The following is a 21,176-nucleotide window of genomic DNA, read 5'->3' as shown; positions in this document are numbered from 1 at the left end:
ATGATGGGAGGGACAACTGTTATGATGAAAAAAAGCGCATGTATATTGTTTAGTTTTTGCTTAGGTTTCAGTATGACAGCGTGTGAACAAAGAAAAGAAGTGAAAAATCAAACAGCAACTTCTTCTACTGTGATGGAAAAGCAACAGAAAGCGTCTATCAATATAAATCATTTCTCGAACATAAATGAAGGAATGACTTATACAGAAGTAAAAGATTTAATTGGTTTTGAAGGGGATTTACTTATAGAAGAAGGGGTAGAGCATTCTACACAAATTAAACAAATTTTTGCTTGGAAAGGAAACGCTCCAAATTCATTTGTTGAAATTACCTTTTTAGATGGAAGAGTGCATTCAAAAGCACAGCAAGGTATAAGTTAATAAGTAAAAAAATGGGAGAGTTTAGCATGAACATACACACAGGGGAAATTCAATTAGTTCCGTATAAGGAGAAATATAAAGAAGTTATACAAACATTTACTTTACCAAGTGAACAAGTTCAGTTTACATCAGATCCAAGCGCATTACTGGAGAAAGCAAAAAGTGATCGTACAAAAAATGTGATTGTTATTTTAGATTACAATGGGGTACCGGTGGGTCTTTTCGCATTGCAAACGGGAGATAGAGTAAAGGAGTTCACGGATAATGAGAATGCTTTACTTTTAACATCATTTTCTATTAATCACAATAGACAAAAAAGGGGATACGCTAAAAAGTTATTGTTATTATTAGAAGAGTTTGTAAAATGTTATTTTCCAATAAAAAATGAAGTTGTACTTGCTGTGAATGAAAGAAATATTCCTGCACAAAATTTGTATGCAAAAGTCAGCTTCCAAGATAAAGGTTTTAGAAGAATGGGACCAATGGGCCAACAAATAATAATGCATTTACCTATAATGAAATAATGAGATAGAAAACTTACTCTTGAATATTCATGTAGTAGGTTTTTTTATTTTAACAATATATAATATATGTATATAAAATGAAACAGAAATGAAGGATATAAAAAATGAATCAAGATAGACAATGGAATATTGTTGGGGGAAGAGTGATTAAAACTGGGATTGCAGTTTTTCTTACAGTGTTAGTTTGTGAATTTTTTAACATCCCAACTATTTTTGCTGTAATAACAGCAATTGTTACAATTGAACCAACTGCAACAGACTCAATAAAAAAAGGGCTTATTCGCTTTCCGGCCTCAACAATTGGATCGGCATATGCCATGACTTTCACATTTTTCCTAGGCCATCAAGCAATTTCTTATGCATTAGCTGCGATGTTTACGATTGTTACATGTCAAAAACTAAGGTTACATGCGGGAACATTAGTAGCAACTTTAACTGCTGTAGCTATGATTCCAATTACGGCAGATCATTATTTTACTGCATTTTTAATTCGTTTAGCTACTACATCTACTGGTATTATAGTATCTACTTTAGTGAATTTTTTCATTTTCCCACCACACTACACTAAAACGATTTTTGGATGTACAGAGGATCTATTTGCTAAAACAGCAAATATTATGGAAGAATGGATTACTGCATTACTTACAGGAAAAGGTATGAAAAAGGAGACAGCTCAGGATCTATCTAAATTGACTTTATTATTGCATAAGGCAATACAATTTGTTCAATATGAGCAGAAAGATTGGAAATATCATCAACATACAAAAAAGGAAATGAGAAGCTTTTTAACGATGCAGAAGCGACTTCATATATTACAGCAAATCATTTACCATATAGATAATTTAGCTCGAGTGTCAATTGAGACTTGTGACTGGTCACAAAGTGAAAGAGAAATATTACAACGGACAATTCATTCTATAATTGCTATATTAAGAAACCGTTGTAATGAAATTGATGAGGAACATTTTAAACTTATTGCTGAATTAGACAAGCAATTTTGGAGTTATAAAAATGATTTGAAAGATTATAAACCAAATCATTATCATCATCATTTTTCAAGTGAATCTATTATTTTATTTGAGGTATTATCTATTCATGATATGTTAGAAGAATTAAAACAAATATCCGAGAAATATGAGTGGGAAAATCGATTCAATTGATAAGTTCATTTTACTGTGGGGGGAATAATATGACACTTTATATTGCATTACTAAGAGGAATCAATGTCGGTGGCCATAAAGTAATCAAAATGGCTGATTTAAAACGAGTGTTTGAATCAATAGGCTTAAAACAAGTGAAAACATATATACAAAGTGGTAATATTGTGTTCGAATCTGAGGAAGGTATAAACTTTCTAAAGGACCGAATACAATCTGAAATAAAAAAAGAATTTGATTTCGATGTTCCAGTCATGCTAAGAACACATGATGAATTTATAAATATTATTAAACAATGTCCGTATGAAGTTCATTCATTGTTAGAAGGAGAAAGTGTTCATGTTGCTTTTTTAGCTAATGTACTTTCTGAAGAAGAGAGTAGTCAATTGCTTACATTTAAAAGTGAACTTGAAGATTGCTATATAGATGAGAAGGTCGTTTATTTGTTTTTCAAAAATAGCATTCGAAATTCTAAATTAATGAACCAGTTTCAGAAGTTACATACACCAGCTACAGTTAGGAATTGGCGGACTGTGAATAAATTAAAAGCAATTGTAGAGAGTATGTAAATATAAAAAGATGAGGTTTTCTACATATAGAAAACCTCATCTTTTTATTTATATTGTTTTGCAACTACGAGTTCGACAATAGGATAAATAAAGAATGAAGAGCAAATTGCGATGAACAGAGGGAGGTTTTTTACTCCATCTAAATTAGCCCCCATAGAAAATCCTTCAGAGAAGATTAATATAAGGAACATTACAACTACAAGCACAAAATATGCAATTTTAAAGCTTTTATATGTAATTTGTTGTCCCATTTCATCTTGACTTTCTTCTGATACACCGTGGGGATCTCCCCAAGTAATGTAATTAATTAAATTACTAAGTATTAACGAAATAGCAAAAATCGTACCACCCAAAATAGAACCTTCAGTTATGTATTTATATGTGCCATGTACTAGTATTGCAATTAATGCTAAAACAATGATTATAAAAATAGTTTTTTTAGTATTCAATAAATAATTGCCCCCTCGATTGTAAAAAACTCTTTACAAATATAAGTATAAAATTGGAAAAGTATCATGTCAAATACTTTTTACACGAAATATATAAGTATGCAATATTTTGGTTTTATGATAAATAAAAAATTACAATACATTTGAATGTAAAAGAATGGGCTCGCATATATTTGGAAGGGATGTCAGATTAATTTAGGGGGTAGTTATGTCTATACTTTTAAAAGCTGGTGCAGATGCAGGAAACAACGGTTTGAAGTTAATGGTGAAAGGGCAAGACCCTATTTTTATTCCGAGTATTTATTCTTTATATATAGGTGAGCCTACAGGACTCTTAGATGAGGTAGATGTTTCATTATCTGAATTAGAAAACCACATTGATGTGACTATAAGTTCGCCATCGTTAATGCTAAATAATGTACGATACATCGTTGGAGAAAAAGTCATTCAAGATCAATTAAAAGGTACTGAGGTAGAGAAGAAATCAAATAAGTCAACGGATGAGTTAATGGTTATTACAATACTATCAGGTTTGGCGGTAAGCGCTATGCGTCAAAGTCCAACTTCTAGCCATATTAATATTCGTTATGATTTATCTGTCGCTCTTCCTATGCAGCTTATTACACAAGAAATAGCTGCTGAAAATGCAAAACGTTATATGGGAAATCATAAGGTTATTTTCCATTATCCGAACGGACGCGATGTGACAATTAATGTTTCAATTGAGTATTGTAAATGCCTGCCTGAGGGTGCTTCTGGGACGTGGGGCATTGTATACGATGAAGAAGGAAATGTTGTGAAACATAAAATAGAATGTGAGCAAAATCAAGTTTCTGAAATTGATTTTGTAGATAAAACTCTACTCTCTTTTGATATTGGCGCAGGGACGACAGAAGAAGTTGTTTCATTAGGGGTGAATTTCCGTCCGCAACTAAGTAAAGGTTTATCTTATGGTGTAAAAGAGACGTTACTACAAATCATTACGAGATGGAACCGGAAGTATCCAACTAAGACGATTGATAGTATTACAGAATTCAATCAAATTTATTTAAATGATAAGCATCCGAGAAATACCTTATTAGTTGAGGAATCACAGCCAGCACTATTAGGTTTAGCGGCCCGTGTTGCAACAGATATTATAAATAAAATTGATGATATGAAAGATGATCCATACGTGTTTATTTATGGCGGGGGTGCAGTAATTATTAAAAACAGTTTAAAAATGATTTTAAAGCAAAAAGGACGACTCAAAAATGTAATCTTTGTAGATAATCCGTTATTTACAAATGCACGAGGATTATTAGTTTATACTTGTTCGCCAAAATATAGAGAGCATAAGCAAAAAGAGTTAGGATTTACAAACTTAACGATAAGTTAGTTGGTGGAAGTATGCGATCTAGGCGATATAAACGTGGTGATCGAGTAAAAATCAATATTCATAAATCGGTATCACCTGAAATGCTTGCATGGCTGAATAAACAATCCAATCCAACTAATTTCTTCTTCTTTGCTGCGCAGCAACTATTTAAACAAGTAGGAGATATTGACGTTTCAAAAGCTTTACCAAGCAGCCATGTTTTCTCGTTATATGTGGAGCCTTCATCCTTATTAAAAGTCGAAGTAAACCCTTTTAAAAACATGCCACTAGAAACAAATACACCCACCGAAAATGCAAAAAAAAAATTATGGGAATCTGTTGATCAATTAGATTGTCCATTTTTTTAAACATAGAAAAATATAAGAAGTCCCATCACTATACATACGAATACAGTGATGGGGTTTTGTTTGTAAATGGAAGGGGCACAATACAATTTGTGCCCCTTCCATTAGTTATTTATCCCGCTATTTGCCGGGCAGTAAGACCTCCACCTCAAAATTCAGCGAAAGTAAAGAAGTTAGGTGGGGGATCAATTGCCCGTAAAGGCCCGATTGGTGAGGGCTAATTAAAGTTTCACTTTATCTAAATTTTAGATGTATGTTTAGAAACAGCATTAATTATGCTTTCCCAGTCATCTGGATGGTTTTCATGGCCTGCCCCTTTAAGAGTTACTAGTACTGAGTTTGGAATTTCATCAATTAGTGCGAGGCCATGTTCGAATGGGAGTGCTGTATCATCTGTTCCGTGAATAACCAATGTAGGTGCTTGTATGGAGTGAAGTAAACCTTCATATGCATCATCACCTTGAAGTAAAGCATGATTAAACATACTTAATAAATTGTTTGCGCGTTCTATTTCTTGTTTTACTTGTTTATAAACTCTATTTTCATCAAATTTTCGTTCTGATCCACATAATAGACTAGATCCTGAAACTAAATACTCTGCCACATCATTTTTATTTGTCCAATCTATACTTGTGCCATTTACATGATGTGTTAAAATCCTTTCATCCATTGGAGGTAAATTGCGAGTATTGTCATCAGATCCTATTACACTAGTCGCTAGTAAAGTTAGCGTCAAAATTCTTTCAGGATGTTTTACAGCGGCAATTTGAGCAATCATACCACCTAATGACATACCAAATAGGTGAGCTTTATCAATATGATAAGCATCTAGTACTCCAATTGCATCTTCAGCCATATCTGTTACTGTATAATTGGAAGTTCTAGGTTCATAGGCAACAGAGCGTCCAACATCACGGTTATCAAAGCGAATAACAAATTTCCCCGTACTAGCCAACAGTTCACAAAACTCTTCGTCCCAATAAACCATGGAACATGTAGCGCCCATAATTAATAAAACAGCTGGGTTCTTAGGGTTCCCAAAGCTTTCTGTACATATATCAATTCCGTTTATTTTAAATATCTTTTCACTCATATAGTTAGCCTCATTTCTTTTGAATTTAATTAATAATACAGTTTTGAATGATTCTAAGATGTGTGTAAGATTCGTTTTGGAATTCATCCCGCATTCACGGGCAGTAGGAGTCCCATCTCAAAATTCAGGGAAAGCAAAGAAGTTGGGAGGGGGATCAACTGCCCGAAAAATCACGATTGGTGAGGGCTGATTAAAGTTTCACTTTATAATGCTTCTTGCATAATTACCCCCAAAAATAATTATATGGTAATTCAAGACAAAAAATTTTGAGAAATAATTGTATGTTATTAAAATAAATAGCAAGGAGGAGAGGAAATGAAAGCAATTGTTATTGATCAATATGGTATTGTTGAAGAATTAAAAGAAAGACAAGTTTTAAAACCGGTTGTTCAGAATAACGAGGTATTAATACGCATTCACGCAACATCTGTTAATCCAGTTGATTGGAAAATAAGAAAAGGTGACTTACAAGAACAGTTACGCTTTTCATTTCCAATCACTTTAGGATTAGATGTAGCTGGAGTTATTGAAGAAGTTGGAAAAGATGTAGAGTGTTTCAATATAGGAGATAAAGTGTTTACAAAACCTGAAAATATAGGAAAGGGCTCTTATGCTGAATTCATTGCAGTACAATCAGATTTAGTATCACATATGCCTAATAATATTAGTTACGAAGAAGCGGCTTCTATTCCTCTTGCAGGACTTACAGCGTGGCAAAGTCTTATAGATTACGCAAAAATAAAAGAAAATGACCGTGTATTCATTCATGCTGGAGCTGGTGGAGTTGGAAGTTTGGCAATCCAAATCGCAAAATCATTTGGAGCTTTTGTTGCAACGACTGCTAGTAGTAAAAATAAAGAATTTTTACAGTCTTTAGGAGCCGATCTCGTTATTGATTATAAAAAAGATAAATTTGAAGAACTAGTATCAGATTTTGATATTGTGTTAGATACAATAGGTGGCGAAGTGCAAGAAAAAAGTTTTCGAATTATTAAACCTGGTGGTGTTCTAGTTTCCATTGTTCATGAACCACTACAAAAAGTAGAAGGAATAAAATCAGGATTTTTATGGCTAAAACCAAACGGAAAACAATTAGAAGAATTATCAGCTTTAATTGTACACGGAAAAATCAAACCAATCATAAGTAAAGTGGTGCCATTTAATGAAGCAGGAGTTCGAGAAGCTCATATTTTGAGTGAAGGACAACATGTTAGAGGAAAGATTGTAATTAAAGTGGAATGATAATGAAGATTACAGCTTATAGAGTAACTAGATTTGAATAACGAAAAAGCTCAACAATAAATAATATCCCATACTACACTTTGTCATTTTCGGGCATTATTTATTGTTGGCTATTGTGTTATTACTTCTAGCAAATATTGTTTCGTATTGTATCATGTAATTTCTCTAATCCAATTGCCATATCTTTTTCGTTTAACATTGAATAGCTAATTCTTAATTGGTTATCATTTGTTTCGTAGTTTAATAGACAAGCTGTTCCTGGTAAAAAAGAGACATCTACTTCATTTGCTTTTTGTAATAAGGTAAAGGGATCTATCGAATCAGGCAGTGTCACCCATAAATTAAAACCGCCATTTGGTATCTCAAAGTTTAGTCCTTTTAATGGCGATAATATATCAATTGTTAAATCACGTCTCATTTGTAAAGCTGTACGTAATTTTTCTAAATGATTTTTCATACGTTCCGCACGTAAGAAAGGTAGAAGTGCCTTCTGTGTTAATAAAGGACTACCGATATCCATGGAACCTTTCACTGCATATAGCCATTCAAAAATAGGACCATCGGCAATAAGTGCTGCGATACGCAGTCCTGGTGCTAACGTTTTACTAAATCCTTTTATATATATCACGTGGCCATCCTTATCAAAACTTTTGATTGGTGGTGGGACTATAGCACCTTCAAAATATATTTCTCCGAAAGAATCATCTTCAATGATAAAAAATTGATATAGCTCCGCTAGTTCTATAAGTTCCATTCTTCGTTCTTTACTCATTACTGTACCAGTCGGGTTCTGGAAGGTGGGATTTGTATACAATAAAACGGGATTTTTACTTTGACAAATATCATCAATTAAGTCGGAACGAACTCCATGATTATCAAGAGAAATAGTAATGATTTGAACACCTTTATTGATGAAAACGTCAAGCGCAGCACTGTAACATGGACTTTCTACTAATACGATATCTCCAGGTTTTAATAATGTTTGAGCAATTAAATCAATTCCTTGTTGTGCTCCGCTTGTAATTAATAATTGAGATGGGTCCGTCACTAATTTCTGGTGTTCATTTAAGTAATTTGCTATTTCAACTCGCAGTTCATAATCGCCTTGAACTGGCCCATAAGTTGCTAACAACATCGGATTTTTATCCAGCAATTTATGCATTTCGTCTGCCAAAAATGGATTTGGTAACAGACGAGGATACAGAATTGCTTGTGAAAAATCATAATATTTACGATGTTTATTCATTGCATATTGAGAACGCATAACATTAATAGATCTTGATTGTTGCCATTTATACGGTATAGGTTTAAAATCTTTCTTTACACGTTTATATATGTAAGCACCTTTTCCTTGTTCGATGCGTATATACCCTTTCGTTTCTAACTGTTTATAAGCTTTACGAACAGTTAATACATTGATTTGTAAATCTGTGGCCATACAACGTAAAGAAGGAAGGGATTCACCATGTGAAAGCATACCACTTTGTACTCTTTCAACAATTTGCATATATATTTGCTTGTAATACGGTATGTTTGATTCTTTACGCAATACAATCTTCATAGTTTCACCTATTTTTCTTTTTAATTTAATTAAAGCGAAAAATATATAGGGAATCAACTACAACTTGAAGTAACTGTTATATGTACCGATACACTGTTATACACCATACCCTCTATACTCATTTTAAGAGTAAAAAGGAGGAAGAAAAATGGTCATTTTTAATTACATTTTAGTATGTATTATTTTCGGGACAACATTTTTAACGATAAAAATGGGAATTGAAGCAGGGGCGCCACCGTTGTTTTCAGCAGGAATTCGCTTCTTTTTAGCGGGCATAATCCTTATGATTATTTTTAAATTAAAGCGAAAAGAAATTATGCCACATATATTTTCAAAACGCATTATGTATGCTGGATTTTGTTTAACATTTATGACATTCGCAAGTTTATATTGGTCAGAACAATATATTTCTTCAGGATTAGCTGCTGTTCTTTCTGCTACGGGACCAATGATGATTTTATTAATACAAGCAAAGAGGAATAGGGAGAAACTACAAAAGGAACAACTCGTTGCTTTAGTTATTGCACTAATAGGTGTTATATTTGTTTCTTTACCAGGAATGCATCAACAAGTAAGTTTCATATGGAGTATTGCTTGTATTGTTTTAGTTATAGGAGAGTTGTTTTACGGAATAGGCTCTATTCGCTCAAAAGAAATACTTTCAGATTTATCAAATGTATCACCATTTCTTATTAACGGTATTCAAATGTTTTATGGAGGGATTTTACTACTAATCGCATCTATTATTGTAGAACAACCAAATGTAACTGTATTAACTTCATGGAGTGTACAATGGCCTATTTTATATCTCATATTTATCGGATCGATTGGTGGACACGGATTATATTACTGGCTCTTATCAAAAACAAATCCAGTATTTCCATCGACGTGGTTATATGTATCACCATTAATTGCAATAATTGTGGGATATATCATTTTAGGAGAACCTTTAAATCCTACAATGGGAATGGGGGCTTGTCTTATATTGATTGGTGTATTTTTGGCCAATCGTTCAACACTACGGACTTATTTCAAAAAAGGGCGGTTATTAGAGAAGGAGATGTAGTTTAATAAAGCAACAGCCCTGTATATTACAGGACTGATAAAATAAAAAACACAGTTGGAAAAATAACCAACTGTGTTTTTTATAATTAATTCACTTTTTTAATAAAGCCTTTATAATGACGTTTTACAAGCTGGCTTTCTAACGTCTTCATAGTTTCTAGTGCTACACCAACAATGATAAGTAAGCTTGTACCACCAATTTGAGCAGAAGGTGGTAACGTAGCAATTTTCGTGAATACGAGCGGTAATATAGAAATAGCACCTAAGAAAATTGCACCGATAAATGTTAAACGGTATAGAATTTTAGTTACATATTGTTCAGTTGCTTTACCAGGACGAATACCAGGAACATATCCATTTTGCTTTTTCAAATTCTCAGCCATTTGTTCAGGATTTACTTGAATAAATGCGTAGAAGTATGTGAAAGCAACGATAAGACCGACATAAAGTGTCATTCCAACTGGATGTGCGAAATCAAGATTTGCAACTACCCATTTTGATACGCTTGAATCAGGGAAGAGCTGCGCAATTGTACGCGGCGTCATTAAAAATGCAGAAGCAAAGATAACTGGTATAACACCAGCACTATTTACTTTAAGCGGTAAATGAGTGTTTTTTGCTCCTTGATATTGATTGTTTCCTGAAACAGCTTTTGCATATTGGATCGGTATTTTACGTACAGCTTGTTGAATGTAAATAACACCAACAACTATCGCTAAAATTACGAGTCCAATTAAAACAATTTTTATTATGTGCATGAATAGCTGATCGCCTGCATTTTGGAATTGTTGTAAATAAATTTGATTTGCAACATTTGGAATCGCAGCAACGAGACCTGCGAAGATAATCATCGAAATACCATTACCAACTCCGTTAGCGGTAATTTGTTCGCCTAACCAGAGTAAAAATGCAGTACCTGCAGTTAAAACTGTCGCAATAAATAAGTATGTAGTCCAGCTTTGATCTGTTATTAATTGTCCACCTGCTATATTATTAAAGCCATAAGACATTCCGATGGCCTGTATGAATGCGAGAATGATTGTAAAGTATCGAGTGAATTGAGCTGATTTCTTACGGCCCATTTCTCCTTGCTTTGCCCATTCCGAAAACTTAGGTATAACATCCATTTGTAGTAATTGTACTATGATGGAAGCTGTAATATATGGTGTAATACCTACAGCAAAGATTGAGAAGTGTTGCAGTGCTCCTCCACCAAATACGTTTAACATACCTAGAACGTTAGCTTGATCTTGTACTTTTAATACCTCTGCGTTAGTATGAGGAACTGGAATAAACGTGCCAATTCGAAAAACGATTAACATCGCTAGTGTAAAAAGGATTTTCCTTCTTATCTCAGCTACTCTCATGAAATTTGAAATCGTACGAAACATTATGTCGCCTCCTATATTTTTATCAGTAAAAAACTGATTATTATACCCTATGAAGTAACCACAAACCTCCTTCCGCACTAAATTCATTTGACAAATGGATTTTCATACACTTTGTAGTTTTCACGGATATAAAAATATAAGGTGTTATATAAGCGACCTATACACTTTACGTAATCATTCAATACCCATAATATATCGAATAAATTAACAAATGTACATACATACGCATTAAAAATGAATAAATAGGGTCATTTTTTACATTTATTTAATGATAAATTGATAGGACATTATTATTCAAGATTGTTATACATGTTATAAAAATAAAGGCGAGCCATTATGATTTATAACTAATATTCATTCAAATGTTTCAGCTAATAGTGTCTCCCAATTTTTAAAGGATAAGTTATCAGTTATATGTTTTAGTGCGTTAGGTACAACAATATGACAAATAAGTTCTAAGCTATTACCATCTGGATCAATAAAATAAACAGATGCATTACCTTGATGTGGACGGACAAAGGGTTCAATAGATTCATTACTCCCAAACGGAACAGCTTTAATTTGAAGTGAGTGTAACCAATGTAATGATTCTTTTAAATCCTCATATGAAACTCTAAATGCAATATGACGTAAAGAAGGATGATATTTTGTTTCGTATTCAGAGCCCGCCCATAATCCTAGCCAACTTTTCCCTTCCTCAATCCAAAAGAATGCTGTTGATTCATCGCTCCAGGCTAACTTCAATCCTAGTTTTTCATAAAATTCGATAGATTGTTGTAAATTACTCACTGGTAAATGCGCTTCGTATATTCCTTTAATCAATTAAAATCCTCCACCTTTTTATTTTCTTACAATTAATATATCGATTTAAAAAGAATTTAAAATCAAATAAAAGTATGAAAGTACATACTACTTTAGTAGTAGTAATCCATTATATTACAATTAAAATTCATCCCCCGCTGATTAAAGGTTCACTTTATGTGATTAGAAAATTATTTTTATTTAAGAAGGAATAAATATTAAAGAAAGCTAAATAAACAGTGTACGTATTTATAGGGGAGAAGATGTAAATGAAAGTTGTTATAAAAAAATTACCACCATTAGAAGTAGCGTATATAAGACGAACTGGTAGCTACTTTGAACCGCAAAATCACTGGGGAAAGTTACTGAACTGGTCAATTGAAAATAACCTTTATCCACCAGAGCAATCATTTATCGGAATATCATTAGATAATCCTGAACTTGTTGCAAGCCATAAGTGCCGGCATGATGCATGTGTTACGATTCCTGAAAACTTCGATAAAGAAAAGTATCATGATGTGCAATTTAAAAGATTAGATGGAGGTAACTATGGTCTATACCAGTTTTATGATAAACCTCACAAGTTAAGTGAAGCGTATCAATACATGTATGCAGAGTGGCTACCAAATAGTGAGTATGATGCAGATTATGATAGAGATAATTTAGAGTTTTGCTTAAATAATGTTGCTGAAGATCTAGAAGGAAAGTTAAAGGTTGATTTATTTGTGTCAATTAAAAATATACAAAAAAACAAATAACTTCATTTGTCGCTTTAAATGAAATTGGAATAGTAGTGAAAGAAAAATTTTTCGAAGATAATATTTCTAGCGTAGGAATTTAAGTATGTAGGTTGCAATGAAAGGAGAATCCGCATGGATAAATTTGTGAATGGTAAGTTTTATGAAACGAGAAATCAATTAGTTGAGGAAATTACTTTGTTGAGTGATGCTCAATTTAATAGGAAACCAGATAAGGATAAATGGAGTATTGCACAAGTTTGTCATCATATAGTTTTATTAGATGAGAGAGTTATAACAGTTATTTCCTCAGGATTAAAAAAGTTAGATAGTACCCAAAATGAGCGTAAAGAAATTCACACTATTTTATTAGATAGAACGAAAAAGTTTATAGCTCCAGAAATGATTGAACCAAGTATAGAACCATTTGAAGTGCAGCAAATGCTCAATATGCTAAGCAAATCAAGAAAAGAATTGATGCGTTTCCTGAGTACAATAGAAGATGAGTCTATATTAGCGAAAAAATCAGTGATGCATCCAGCGCTTGGAGATTTACCGCTTGACCAGTGGATAGAACTGATCTATTTGCATGAACAGCGTCATATGTTACAAATCAAAGAGATAAAATTGCTTTGTGAAATTGAAAAGTAAAAATCATTCCCTATTTATTGATACGTATTATAAACAGGGAAAACGGTTGATTCATATTGATTCAGAAGAAAACAAAAATAGAATGAAATTAGTTGAAAGTAACCAATAAGCTTAAGAAAATATGAAACTATCCGATTTTCTGTATAAGTGTAACCCCGTCTTCAATGAAGAGCGGGGTTATTTTTTTGAAAGTGTTTTTATTTAGAAGGAAATAAATCAGCAACGAAATTCAAAAAAATTAGCATCATAACATATTGTATATGCCCGTTTTAATAAATTGAACTGATGATTTTTATGATGATAAATGATATGTCCTTATTTTGAAAGTATACTTCACACCCATAAGGAAGGGGTATTCTGTCAGGAAATGATAAAATACAATTCTGTTAGGGGATGTATGCAATTTATTCTCTTTATTTTTGCAACAGAACCACCTTCAAAATTATCTTTTGTAGTTGAAGTTTCCTGAATAATAAGTTACATTTTTAAAGTTCAAACAACTTTATGAAAGTACAAAAAGGGGAGAAATATTATTATTATGCAAAAAATGAAATGGAAGAACTATGTATGTTACTTTGTAATTCTATTACTGCTTGCAACAGCAGTAATAGTCAAACCACCTATCTCTAAGGCTGAGGAATCTGAAGTAAATATTACATTGTTAGGTACTGCAGATATTCATGGTAGATTTATGCCTTGGGATTATGCACTTGATGGAGCAAATATGAGTGGAAGTTTGACGCAGCTTTATACGGTTATTAAGAAGGTCCGTCAAGAAAATCCAAATACTATATTAGTAGATGCCGGGGATACAATTCAAGGAAACTCAGTAGAATTATTCAACGATAAGCCACAATCGCCAATGATGGTAGCGATGAATACAATGGGATATGACGCCTGGGCATTTGGAAATCATGAATTCAACTTTGGATTAGATACATTGAAAAAAGTTAGTGAGCAATATAAGGGAAAAACGTTAGCAGGTAATATTTATAAGGAAAATGGAGAACGCTTTCTTCCTGCATATACAATTGTTGAAAAAGGTGGAATTAAAGTCGGGATTATTGGTATGAATACCCCAATGATTAGTGACTTTGAAAAAGGAACTGATCATTTAGATGGTTTAGTGGTGAAAAATCCGGTAGAAGAGACAAAAAAGGCAATTAAAGAATTAGAAGGTAAAGTAGATGTAATGGTAGGAGTTATGCATATGGGATTAGAAAATGAGAATGGTATCCCTGGTACTGGTGTTCAAGATATTGCAAATGCTTGTCCGGAACTAAGTGCTATTTTTGCGGCTCACATGCATAAACTTGTAAAAAAAGAAGTTGTAAATGGTGTAATTATTACAGAACCAGATAAATATGGAACACATATTTCACGTCTTGATCTTACTTTTACAAAGCAAGATGGGAAGTTGGTTTTAAAAGATAAAACTGCTACCGCTATACCTGTAAAAAATGCTGATGGAACAACGATATTATCTGATCCTACACTTGAAGAAACATTAACACCTTTTCACGAATATGCGAGAGGAGATGCAAATGTTGTAGTTGCTCAATTAAAGGGTAGAAATCTTGTTCCTGAAAATGAAATAAAGGGTATTCCAAGTGTTCAGATTCAAGAAACACCTTTATCAGATTTCTTTCATGAAGTCATGCTCTACTACAGTAAAGCAGATGTAGTAGCCCATCAAATTGATAATGATTATGCCCGTTTAGATACAGGTCCTATTAAGAAAAAAGATATTGCGTACAATTACCAATATGCCTTGGGAGAAATTACAGTATATAAGATTTCTGGAAAAGATTTAAAAGACTATATGGAATGGGCAGCAGGATATTTTAACTCATCTCGTGCCGGAGATGTAACCGTTAGCTTTGATAAAACCCGCCGTGCATCTAAATACAGTACGAACGATTTCTTTGGAGGCGTAAAATACGAAATTGACTTAACAAAACCATATGGAAGCAGAATTACAAATTTACGCTCTATTCGTACAAGCAAACCAATCAAAATGAGCGATGTTATGACGTTGGGAATGAATGCATATAGAATGGAGGCTCTTCAGGCAAAAGGGGGAGCTTTAGAGGGGCGTAAGTTTGAACAAATTTGGTCATCTAAACAAGAGAATGCATTTGGAGAAACAGGCGGAACCATTCGTAACCTTGCTATTACATATTTAAAAGAGGTAAAGAATGGTGTATACACTCCAAAAGTTATGCGTAATTGGAAAATTACTGGTGTAGATTTACATTCTTCAGAGCATAAGGCTGTAGTTGATCTCGTGAATAAAGGGATTTTAGAAATTCCAAAAACAGAAGACGGAAAATACACAAATATAGCATCTATAAATACGAAAGACTCAATTTCAAAAGAAGAAATTGTAGCACTCTCACAAAAAGCAAATATTAATCCAAATGAGTTTAATCATGCAAAGACAAAAGGTGAATTTTATAAAAAACTTAATAGGATTACTAAAAAAATATAAATTATAAGGTTTCTTATAGTAATTGTTATTTTAATAGCATTAAACCCACTCTTAAAATAGTTAAGAGTGGGTTTTTATGTTGTTATTTAGATGTAAGTATACTTTTATTAGAATGAATATAGATAATTAATAACTAACCAATTGGATGAGCGCCTATAAGGAATCTCTTTTATTCAAATTAATGTACATATGTGTTCCGTTCATTATTTATAATATTGACCACAATTTATGTAATTTTGCATAATGTTACATAAATTGTGTATTTTCTCTTTTTTCCGACAGAAATAGACAGTATACTTTGTACAAGCTTTCTATTTCAAAAATTATACGAGGTGAAATAATGAAAAACAAAAAGACATTAACTAAGGTAGCATTAACAACAGGATTAGCTTTAACAGCTGTGGCACCATATGGGGTAGGTCATGCAGAGGAAACAGATCAACTACAAGTTCAAATTCAGGAGGAATCGTTCCGTTCGGGTGAACTTACACAGCCGTCACAAAAGGCACCAGAAAATGTAGTAAAGGATGCACTTAAGGAGAAAACAGAACAAGCTCTGTCCCAAAAACAAGTCAATGGAGAATCTGGAGTAGATTATAAAGTCCTTCAAAAACGTGGTTCGTATGATGGAACTACACTTGTGCGTATGCAGCAAACATACGAAGGAAAAGAAGTATATGGCCATCAATTAACTGCACACGTAGATAATAAGGGTGTTATTAAAAGTGTTTCAGGTGATAGTGCGCAAAATCTAAAACAAGAAGAATTGAAAAAACCTATTAATCTGTCAAAAGATGAAGCAAAACAATTTATTTATACGAAGTACGGGAACGATATCAAGTTTATTACTGAGCCAGAAGTTAAAGAGGTTATTTTTGTTGATGAAAATAATGGACAAGCTAAAAATGCATACCAAGTTACCTTTGAAGCTGCAACACCAAACTATGTTTCTGGTACTTATTTAGTAAATGCACAAAATGGTGGTATGTTAAAAAATATGGTACAAGAATCTAACTTAAAGGCTAGTGACAAACTAGTTGGCGCTTTAAAGAAAAGTAAACAAAGCAGTCTTACATCATTAACTGGAACAGGAAAAGATGATTTAGGTATTTCTCGTTCATTTGGTATCTCTAAACAAAGTAATGGCAAATATGCTCTGGCTGATTATACAAGAGGGCAAGGAATTGAAACATATGATGTGAATTACAGAGATATTACTAAAGAAGAAAGCTATTATCCTGGTACATTAGCGACTAGTACTTCGGCAACATTTAACGATCCAAAAGCGGTAAGTGCTCATTACTTAGCAACAAAAGTATTTGATTTTTATAAAGATAAATACAAGCGTAATAGCTTTGATAATAAGGGACAAAAGGTAGTTTCAGTTGTACACGCTTGGGATTCTGAAGAGACGAATGATCCAAAAAATTGGCAGAATGCATTAAGTGCTAATAATGGAAGTATGCTTGTATATGGGGATCCTATTGTTAAAGCATATGACGTAGCTGGACATGAATTTACACATGCTGTTACTTCTAGCGAATCTAACCTTGAATATTTCGGGGAATCTGGTGCGATTAATGAGGCGCTATCTGATATTATGGGAACATCTATTGAGAAATACGTAAATAATGGAAACTTTAACTGGACAATGGGAGAACAAACGGGATCTGTTTTCCGTGATATGGAAAACCCAGCTTCTGTTCCATCTTCACTAGGAGTACCTTATCCAGATGATTACAGTGAATTTAACGATTTTAATGGATGGGATCAAGGCGGTGTTCATTTTAATTCAAGTATTATTAATAAAGTTGCGTATCTCATTGCAAAAGGCGGAACTCATAACGGAGTAACTGTTAAAGGAATTGGTGAAGATAAAATGTTTGATATTTTCTATTATGCAAATACAGATGAGTTAAACATGACTTCTAATTTCAAAGAATTGAGATCAGCATGTATTCGAGTGGCAACTAATAAATATGGTGCGAATACAGCTGAAGTTCAAGCAGTTCAAAAAGCATTTGATGCAGCAAAAATTAAGTAATTTAGAAATATAGTTCTCATTCATATATTAATACATTATGAAAAAAGCTAATATCATTTTAAGGATATTAGCTTTTTTACGTAGCAATGTATTGTTGAAAATAAACTGACTAAGCAATAATTAGGCGCGTTATCTGTAAGAAGTTGCGACAAATAAATAAGGCTTAAAGTATATAAAAACAGAAAATTAATAATATATTGACCTCTTGATAGAAAGTCTATAAAATGAAAGCGATAACAAACGGTTGCTTTAAAAATGATTTCCCTGATCTTTTAGCATTTACAAATATATGAGGGCATACACAAATCTATTTTTTTAAGTATTTACGCAAGCGCTTTCGTATTAAAAGGTCATTGAAATACATACGTGAAAATAGCCAATATGGAGGTGAAGCAAAAGAGATTTCTAGATTAATTTAAGCAGTGTTATTCAGTGTAAGCATAATAAATCGCTAGTAATATTTGAAGAAAGGGTGTATGTGGTGCAAATTATAAAAAGATTAATTAACAAAACAGTTTTATTACTTACTTTAATCGTTATGTTATCATCTGTTTTCTCCTTTCAGGGTGTGAAGGCAGTTTCAAATTCGAAAACAACTGAAGTTATCATTCATTACAAAGAGAAGCTTGGAAATACAAAAGACTGGAATCTTTGGTTATGGGGAGAAAATGCAAATGGTACATCTTATGAATTTACTGGTGAAGATGAATTTGGAAAATACGCTAAGATAAAAATAGACGGTGACTATAATCGTGTAGGATTTATAGTTCGAACAAATGAATGGGAAAAAGATGGTGGGGATCGTTGGATTGAAAATATAAAGGGCGGTCGTGCTGAAGTATGGATTCTTTCGGGCGATGAAAAAGTATATAACTCTAAGCCTTCTTCAGATCTCTCAATTCAAAAAGCAACTATTGATAGTTTCCATGAAATTACCGTAACGACTAATGTCCCGTTTCATATTAGGGAAAAGAAAATTGAAATTGAAGGCATTAAAATTAAGAATATTAGTCCTTATGATATAAACAGTGGAGATATTACTAATAAGGTTAAAATAATTACGGAACAGAAAATTGATTTAAAACAAACATACAAAGTTAAAATAGAAAACTTAGCTGATACGAATACTGAAATTGGTAAAGTCATTCGTAGCGAGGAATTTGATAATTTATTTTATTATAGTGGTAACGATTTAGGGAATACATATACCGCGCAACATACAAAGTTCCGTTTATGGGCTCCTACTGCAAGCGAAGCGAAGTTAGTTACATATAAAAACTGGAACGATAAAATAGGTGCTGAAATAAACATGCAACAAGGTGAAAAGGGAACTTGGACAGCAGAACTAAAGGGGAACCAAAAAGGGCTCCTTTATACGTATAAGGTCAAAATTGGTGATAAGTGGACTGAAGCGGTTGATCCATATGTGCGTGCTGCTTCTGTAAATGGGGATAAAGGTGCAGTCGTTAATTTAGAAGAAACAAATCCTAAAAAATGGAAAGTAAACAAAAAGCCAAAATTTAAAATTCCGGAAGATGCTATTATTTATGAGTTACATGTACGCGATCTTTCCATTCAACCTGAAAGTGGTATTAAACAGAAAGGGAAGTATTTAGGTGTAACAGAAAAAGGGACAAAAGGGCCAGAAGGTGTAAAAACAGGACTTGATCATATAAAGGAGCTTGGTGTTACTCACGTTCAGTTTTTACCGATATTTGATTATGCTTCAGTAAATGAAGAGACTTTAAATGAACCGCAATATAACTGGGGATATGATCCTAAAAATTTCAACGTTCCAGAAGGCTCCTATTCTACAAATCCTTATGAGCCAACTGTTCGAATAACTGAATTAAAGCAAATGGTTCAAACACTACATGATAATAATCTTCGAGTAGTGATGGATGTAGTATATAACCATATGTATAACGCTGCTGAATCTAATTTTCATAAGTTAGTTCCAGGTTATTATTATCGTTACAATGAAGATGGAACATTTGCAAATGGAACTGGAGTAGGAAATGATACTGCTTCAGAAAGAAAAATGATGAGGAAATTTATGATAGATTCCGTAACATATTGGGCAAAAGAATACAATTTAGATGGATTCCGTTTTGATTTAATGGGTATTCATGATTATGAAACGATGAATGAAATACGTAAAGCTGTTAATCAAATTGACCCTTCTATTATACTACACGGAGAAGGATGGGATTTAAATACACCTCTTGCAGCTGAGCTGAAAGCAAATCAAAAAAATGCAGAGAAAATGAAAGGGATTGCTCATTTTAACGATAATATACGTGATGGGTTGAAAGGTAGTGTATTTGAGGAGAAAGAAAATGGTTTTATAAATGGAAAGGAAAATATGGAAGATCGTATTAAAAAAGGTATTACGGCAGGTATTGACTACGATACAAATTCGTCTACCTATCAAGATCCGGAACAGGTATTAACTTATGTGGAAGCACATGACAATCATACATTATGGGATAAACTTGAGTTAACTAATCCAGGTGACAGCGATGAAGTGCGAACACAAATGCACAAATTGTCTTCTTCGATTTTATTAACATCACAAGGAATTCCATTTTTACATGCAGGGCAAGAGTTTATGCGGACGAAATACGGTGATCATAATAGTTACAAATCTCCAGACTCAATTAACCAGATGGATTGGCTGCGCCGTGCAACGTTTAATAATGAAGTAGATTATATGAAGGGTTTAATAGAATTACGCAAAAAGTACTCAGCTTTTCGAATGACATCTGCAGAGCAAATAAAAACACACGTATCATTTATTGATGCTCCGAAAAATACTGTAGCTTATACAATAGAGGGGAATAAAAATGAATACTTTACAGTGGCTCACAATGCAAATAGAGAAGCTGTTGAAATAACACTTCCATCGAAAGGGCCTTGGAAAGTACTAGTAGACGGCAAGCAGGCGGGAAGTAAACCACTTTATGTTGTCCATGACAATAAAATTAAAGTTCCTGCATTAAGTTCATTTGTCTTAAAAACAGAGAAACCGATTAAATAAAAGCGAAGAATGTGGAAATAAATACTGCATTGAGCAAATTTAATAAGGATTGCAAATAAAAAAAGCGAAGTGAAGATTATTCTCACTTCGTTTTTAAAGTTAATGTAATATAATTTCACATACTGTAATTATATTACAATTTAATAAAAGAAATAAGCAATAGATTATTTCTTTTGTGACAGTAGGAGGAGAAGATATCTTTGAGTTTATTTATAACATTATCTGAAATACATTCGTAATTCAGATAATGTTTATTATATA

The 21,176-nt window shown here is 33.0% G+C and carries 19 protein-coding genes; 14 read left to right on the top strand and 5 right to left on the bottom strand.

Annotation, left to right across the window (positions count from 1 at the left end):
• Nucleotides 1–21: 21 nt before the first annotated feature.
• The 4 genes from C4S65_RS12460 (at nucleotide 22) to C4S65_RS12445 (ending at nucleotide 2,628) form a co-directional block, all read left to right on the top strand.
• A complete protein-coding gene (locus C4S65_RS12460; RefSeq protein ID WP_061666104.1) occupies nucleotides 22–378 on the top strand; it encodes a hypothetical protein in 357 nt (118 codons plus the stop codon).
• Between the two features lie 11 nt (nucleotides 379–389).
• The gene (locus C4S65_RS12455; protein WP_141551095.1) at nucleotides 390–902 is read left to right on the top strand and encodes a GNAT family N-acetyltransferase; all 513 of its coding nucleotides are present in this window, start codon (nucleotides 390–392) and stop codon (nucleotides 900–902) included.
• Nucleotides 903–1,006: 104 nt separating this feature from the next.
• Entirely contained in the window at nucleotides 1,007–2,062 is a 1,056-nt protein-coding gene (locus C4S65_RS12450) for an aromatic acid exporter family protein (RefSeq protein ID WP_086406262.1), read from the top strand.
• A gap of 29 nt (nucleotides 2,063–2,091) precedes the next feature.
• Nucleotides 2,092–2,628, top strand: coding sequence for a DUF1697 domain-containing protein (locus C4S65_RS12445; protein WP_061666107.1), 537 nt, complete (start codon nucleotides 2,092–2,094; stop codon nucleotides 2,626–2,628).
• 44 nt (nucleotides 2,629–2,672) lie between these two features.
• Here the strand turns inward: C4S65_RS12445 and C4S65_RS12440 are convergent, their stop codons facing one another.
• Nucleotides 2,673–3,077 (bottom strand): hypothetical protein, encoded by a 405-nt coding sequence (locus C4S65_RS12440; RefSeq protein WP_001093144.1) that lies wholly within the window; start codon nucleotides 3,075–3,077, stop codon nucleotides 2,673–2,675.
• A gap of 208 nt (nucleotides 3,078–3,285) precedes the next feature.
• Here C4S65_RS12440 and C4S65_RS12435 point away from each other — a divergent pair, with 208 nt between their 5' ends.
• From C4S65_RS12435 to C4S65_RS35175, 3 genes are all read left to right on the top strand, one after another.
• Entirely contained in the window at nucleotides 3,286–4,455 is a 1,170-nt protein-coding gene (locus C4S65_RS12435; protein ID WP_000025622.1) for a ParM/StbA family protein, read from the top strand.
• Between the two features lie 11 nt (nucleotides 4,456–4,466).
• Nucleotides 4,467–4,802 (top strand): hypothetical protein, encoded by a 336-nt coding sequence (locus tag C4S65_RS12430; RefSeq protein ID WP_061666108.1) that lies wholly within the window; start codon nucleotides 4,467–4,469, stop codon nucleotides 4,800–4,802.
• A gap of 89 nt (nucleotides 4,803–4,891) precedes the next feature.
• Nucleotides 4,892–5,020 (top strand): hypothetical protein, encoded by a 129-nt coding sequence (locus C4S65_RS35175; protein WP_254905279.1) that lies wholly within the window; start codon nucleotides 4,892–4,894, stop codon nucleotides 5,018–5,020.
• 17 nt (nucleotides 5,021–5,037) lie between these two features.
• Here C4S65_RS35175 and C4S65_RS12425 read toward each other — a convergent pair whose 3' ends face one another.
• Nucleotides 5,038–5,892, bottom strand: coding sequence for an alpha/beta hydrolase (locus tag C4S65_RS12425; RefSeq protein WP_098838500.1), 855 nt, complete (start codon nucleotides 5,890–5,892; stop codon nucleotides 5,038–5,040).
• 315 nt (nucleotides 5,893–6,207) lie between these two features.
• On the opposite strand from C4S65_RS12425, the gene C4S65_RS12415 reads away from it, so the two are divergent.
• Nucleotides 6,208–7,134, top strand: coding sequence for an NADP-dependent oxidoreductase (locus C4S65_RS12415; protein ID WP_061666110.1), 927 nt, complete (start codon nucleotides 6,208–6,210; stop codon nucleotides 7,132–7,134).
• Between the two features lie 127 nt (nucleotides 7,135–7,261).
• On the opposite strand, the gene C4S65_RS12410 is transcribed toward C4S65_RS12415, so the two are convergent.
• A complete protein-coding gene (locus C4S65_RS12410) occupies nucleotides 7,262–8,695 on the bottom strand; it encodes a PLP-dependent aminotransferase family protein (protein ID WP_103945247.1) in 1,434 nt (477 codons plus the stop codon).
• Nucleotides 8,696–8,843: 148 nt separating this feature from the next.
• Here C4S65_RS12410 and C4S65_RS12405 point away from each other — a divergent pair, with 148 nt between their 5' ends.
• The gene (locus tag C4S65_RS12405) at nucleotides 8,844–9,761 is read left to right on the top strand and encodes an EamA family transporter (RefSeq protein WP_000234369.1); all 918 of its coding nucleotides are present in this window, start codon (nucleotides 8,844–8,846) and stop codon (nucleotides 9,759–9,761) included.
• A gap of 85 nt (nucleotides 9,762–9,846) precedes the next feature.
• On the opposite strand, the gene secY is transcribed toward C4S65_RS12405, so the two are convergent.
• Entirely contained in the window at nucleotides 9,847–11,151 is a 1,305-nt protein-coding gene (gene secY / locus C4S65_RS12400) for a preprotein translocase subunit SecY (RefSeq protein WP_000490137.1), read from the bottom strand.
• Nucleotides 11,152–11,505: 354 nt separating this feature from the next.
• Nucleotides 11,506–11,973, bottom strand: coding sequence for a VOC family protein (locus tag C4S65_RS12395; protein ID WP_000589641.1), 468 nt, complete (start codon nucleotides 11,971–11,973; stop codon nucleotides 11,506–11,508).
• Nucleotides 11,974–12,221: 248 nt separating this feature from the next.
• Between C4S65_RS12395 and C4S65_RS12385 the strand changes: the two genes are divergently transcribed.
• The 5 genes from C4S65_RS12385 (at nucleotide 12,222) to pulA (ending at nucleotide 20,915) form a co-directional block, all read left to right on the top strand.
• On the top strand, nucleotides 12,222–12,710 hold the full coding sequence (locus C4S65_RS12385; RefSeq protein ID WP_061666111.1) for a GyrI-like domain-containing protein: 489 nt from the start codon (nucleotides 12,222–12,224) through the stop codon (nucleotides 12,708–12,710).
• 114 nt (nucleotides 12,711–12,824) lie between these two features.
• A complete protein-coding gene (locus C4S65_RS12380; RefSeq protein ID WP_000357358.1) occupies nucleotides 12,825–13,340 on the top strand; it encodes a DinB family protein in 516 nt (171 codons plus the stop codon).
• Between the two features lie 538 nt (nucleotides 13,341–13,878).
• Complete coding sequence (locus C4S65_RS12375; protein ID WP_103945246.1) at nucleotides 13,879–15,831, top strand: 5'-nucleotidase C-terminal domain-containing protein; 1,953 nt, start codon at nucleotides 13,879–13,881, stop codon at nucleotides 15,829–15,831.
• A 340-nt stretch (nucleotides 15,832–16,171) separates the two neighbouring features.
• Nucleotides 16,172–17,875, top strand: coding sequence for a M4 family metallopeptidase (locus C4S65_RS12370; protein ID WP_098472204.1), 1,704 nt, complete (start codon nucleotides 16,172–16,174; stop codon nucleotides 17,873–17,875).
• A gap of 481 nt (nucleotides 17,876–18,356) precedes the next feature.
• The gene (pulA, locus tag C4S65_RS12365) at nucleotides 18,357–20,915 is read left to right on the top strand and encodes a type I pullulanase (RefSeq protein WP_097820496.1); all 2,559 of its coding nucleotides are present in this window, start codon (nucleotides 18,357–18,359) and stop codon (nucleotides 20,913–20,915) included.
• Nucleotides 20,916–21,176 lie beyond the last annotated feature (261 nt).

The organism is Bacillus sp. ok061, from assembly GCF_900108285.1.
Classification (GTDB): domain Bacteria; phylum Bacillota; class Bacilli; order Bacillales; family Bacillaceae_G; genus Bacillus_A; species Bacillus_A thuringiensis_S.
The sequence above is the reverse complement of the archived record's forward strand: the minus strand, read 5'-3'. Positions and strand labels throughout refer to the sequence as shown.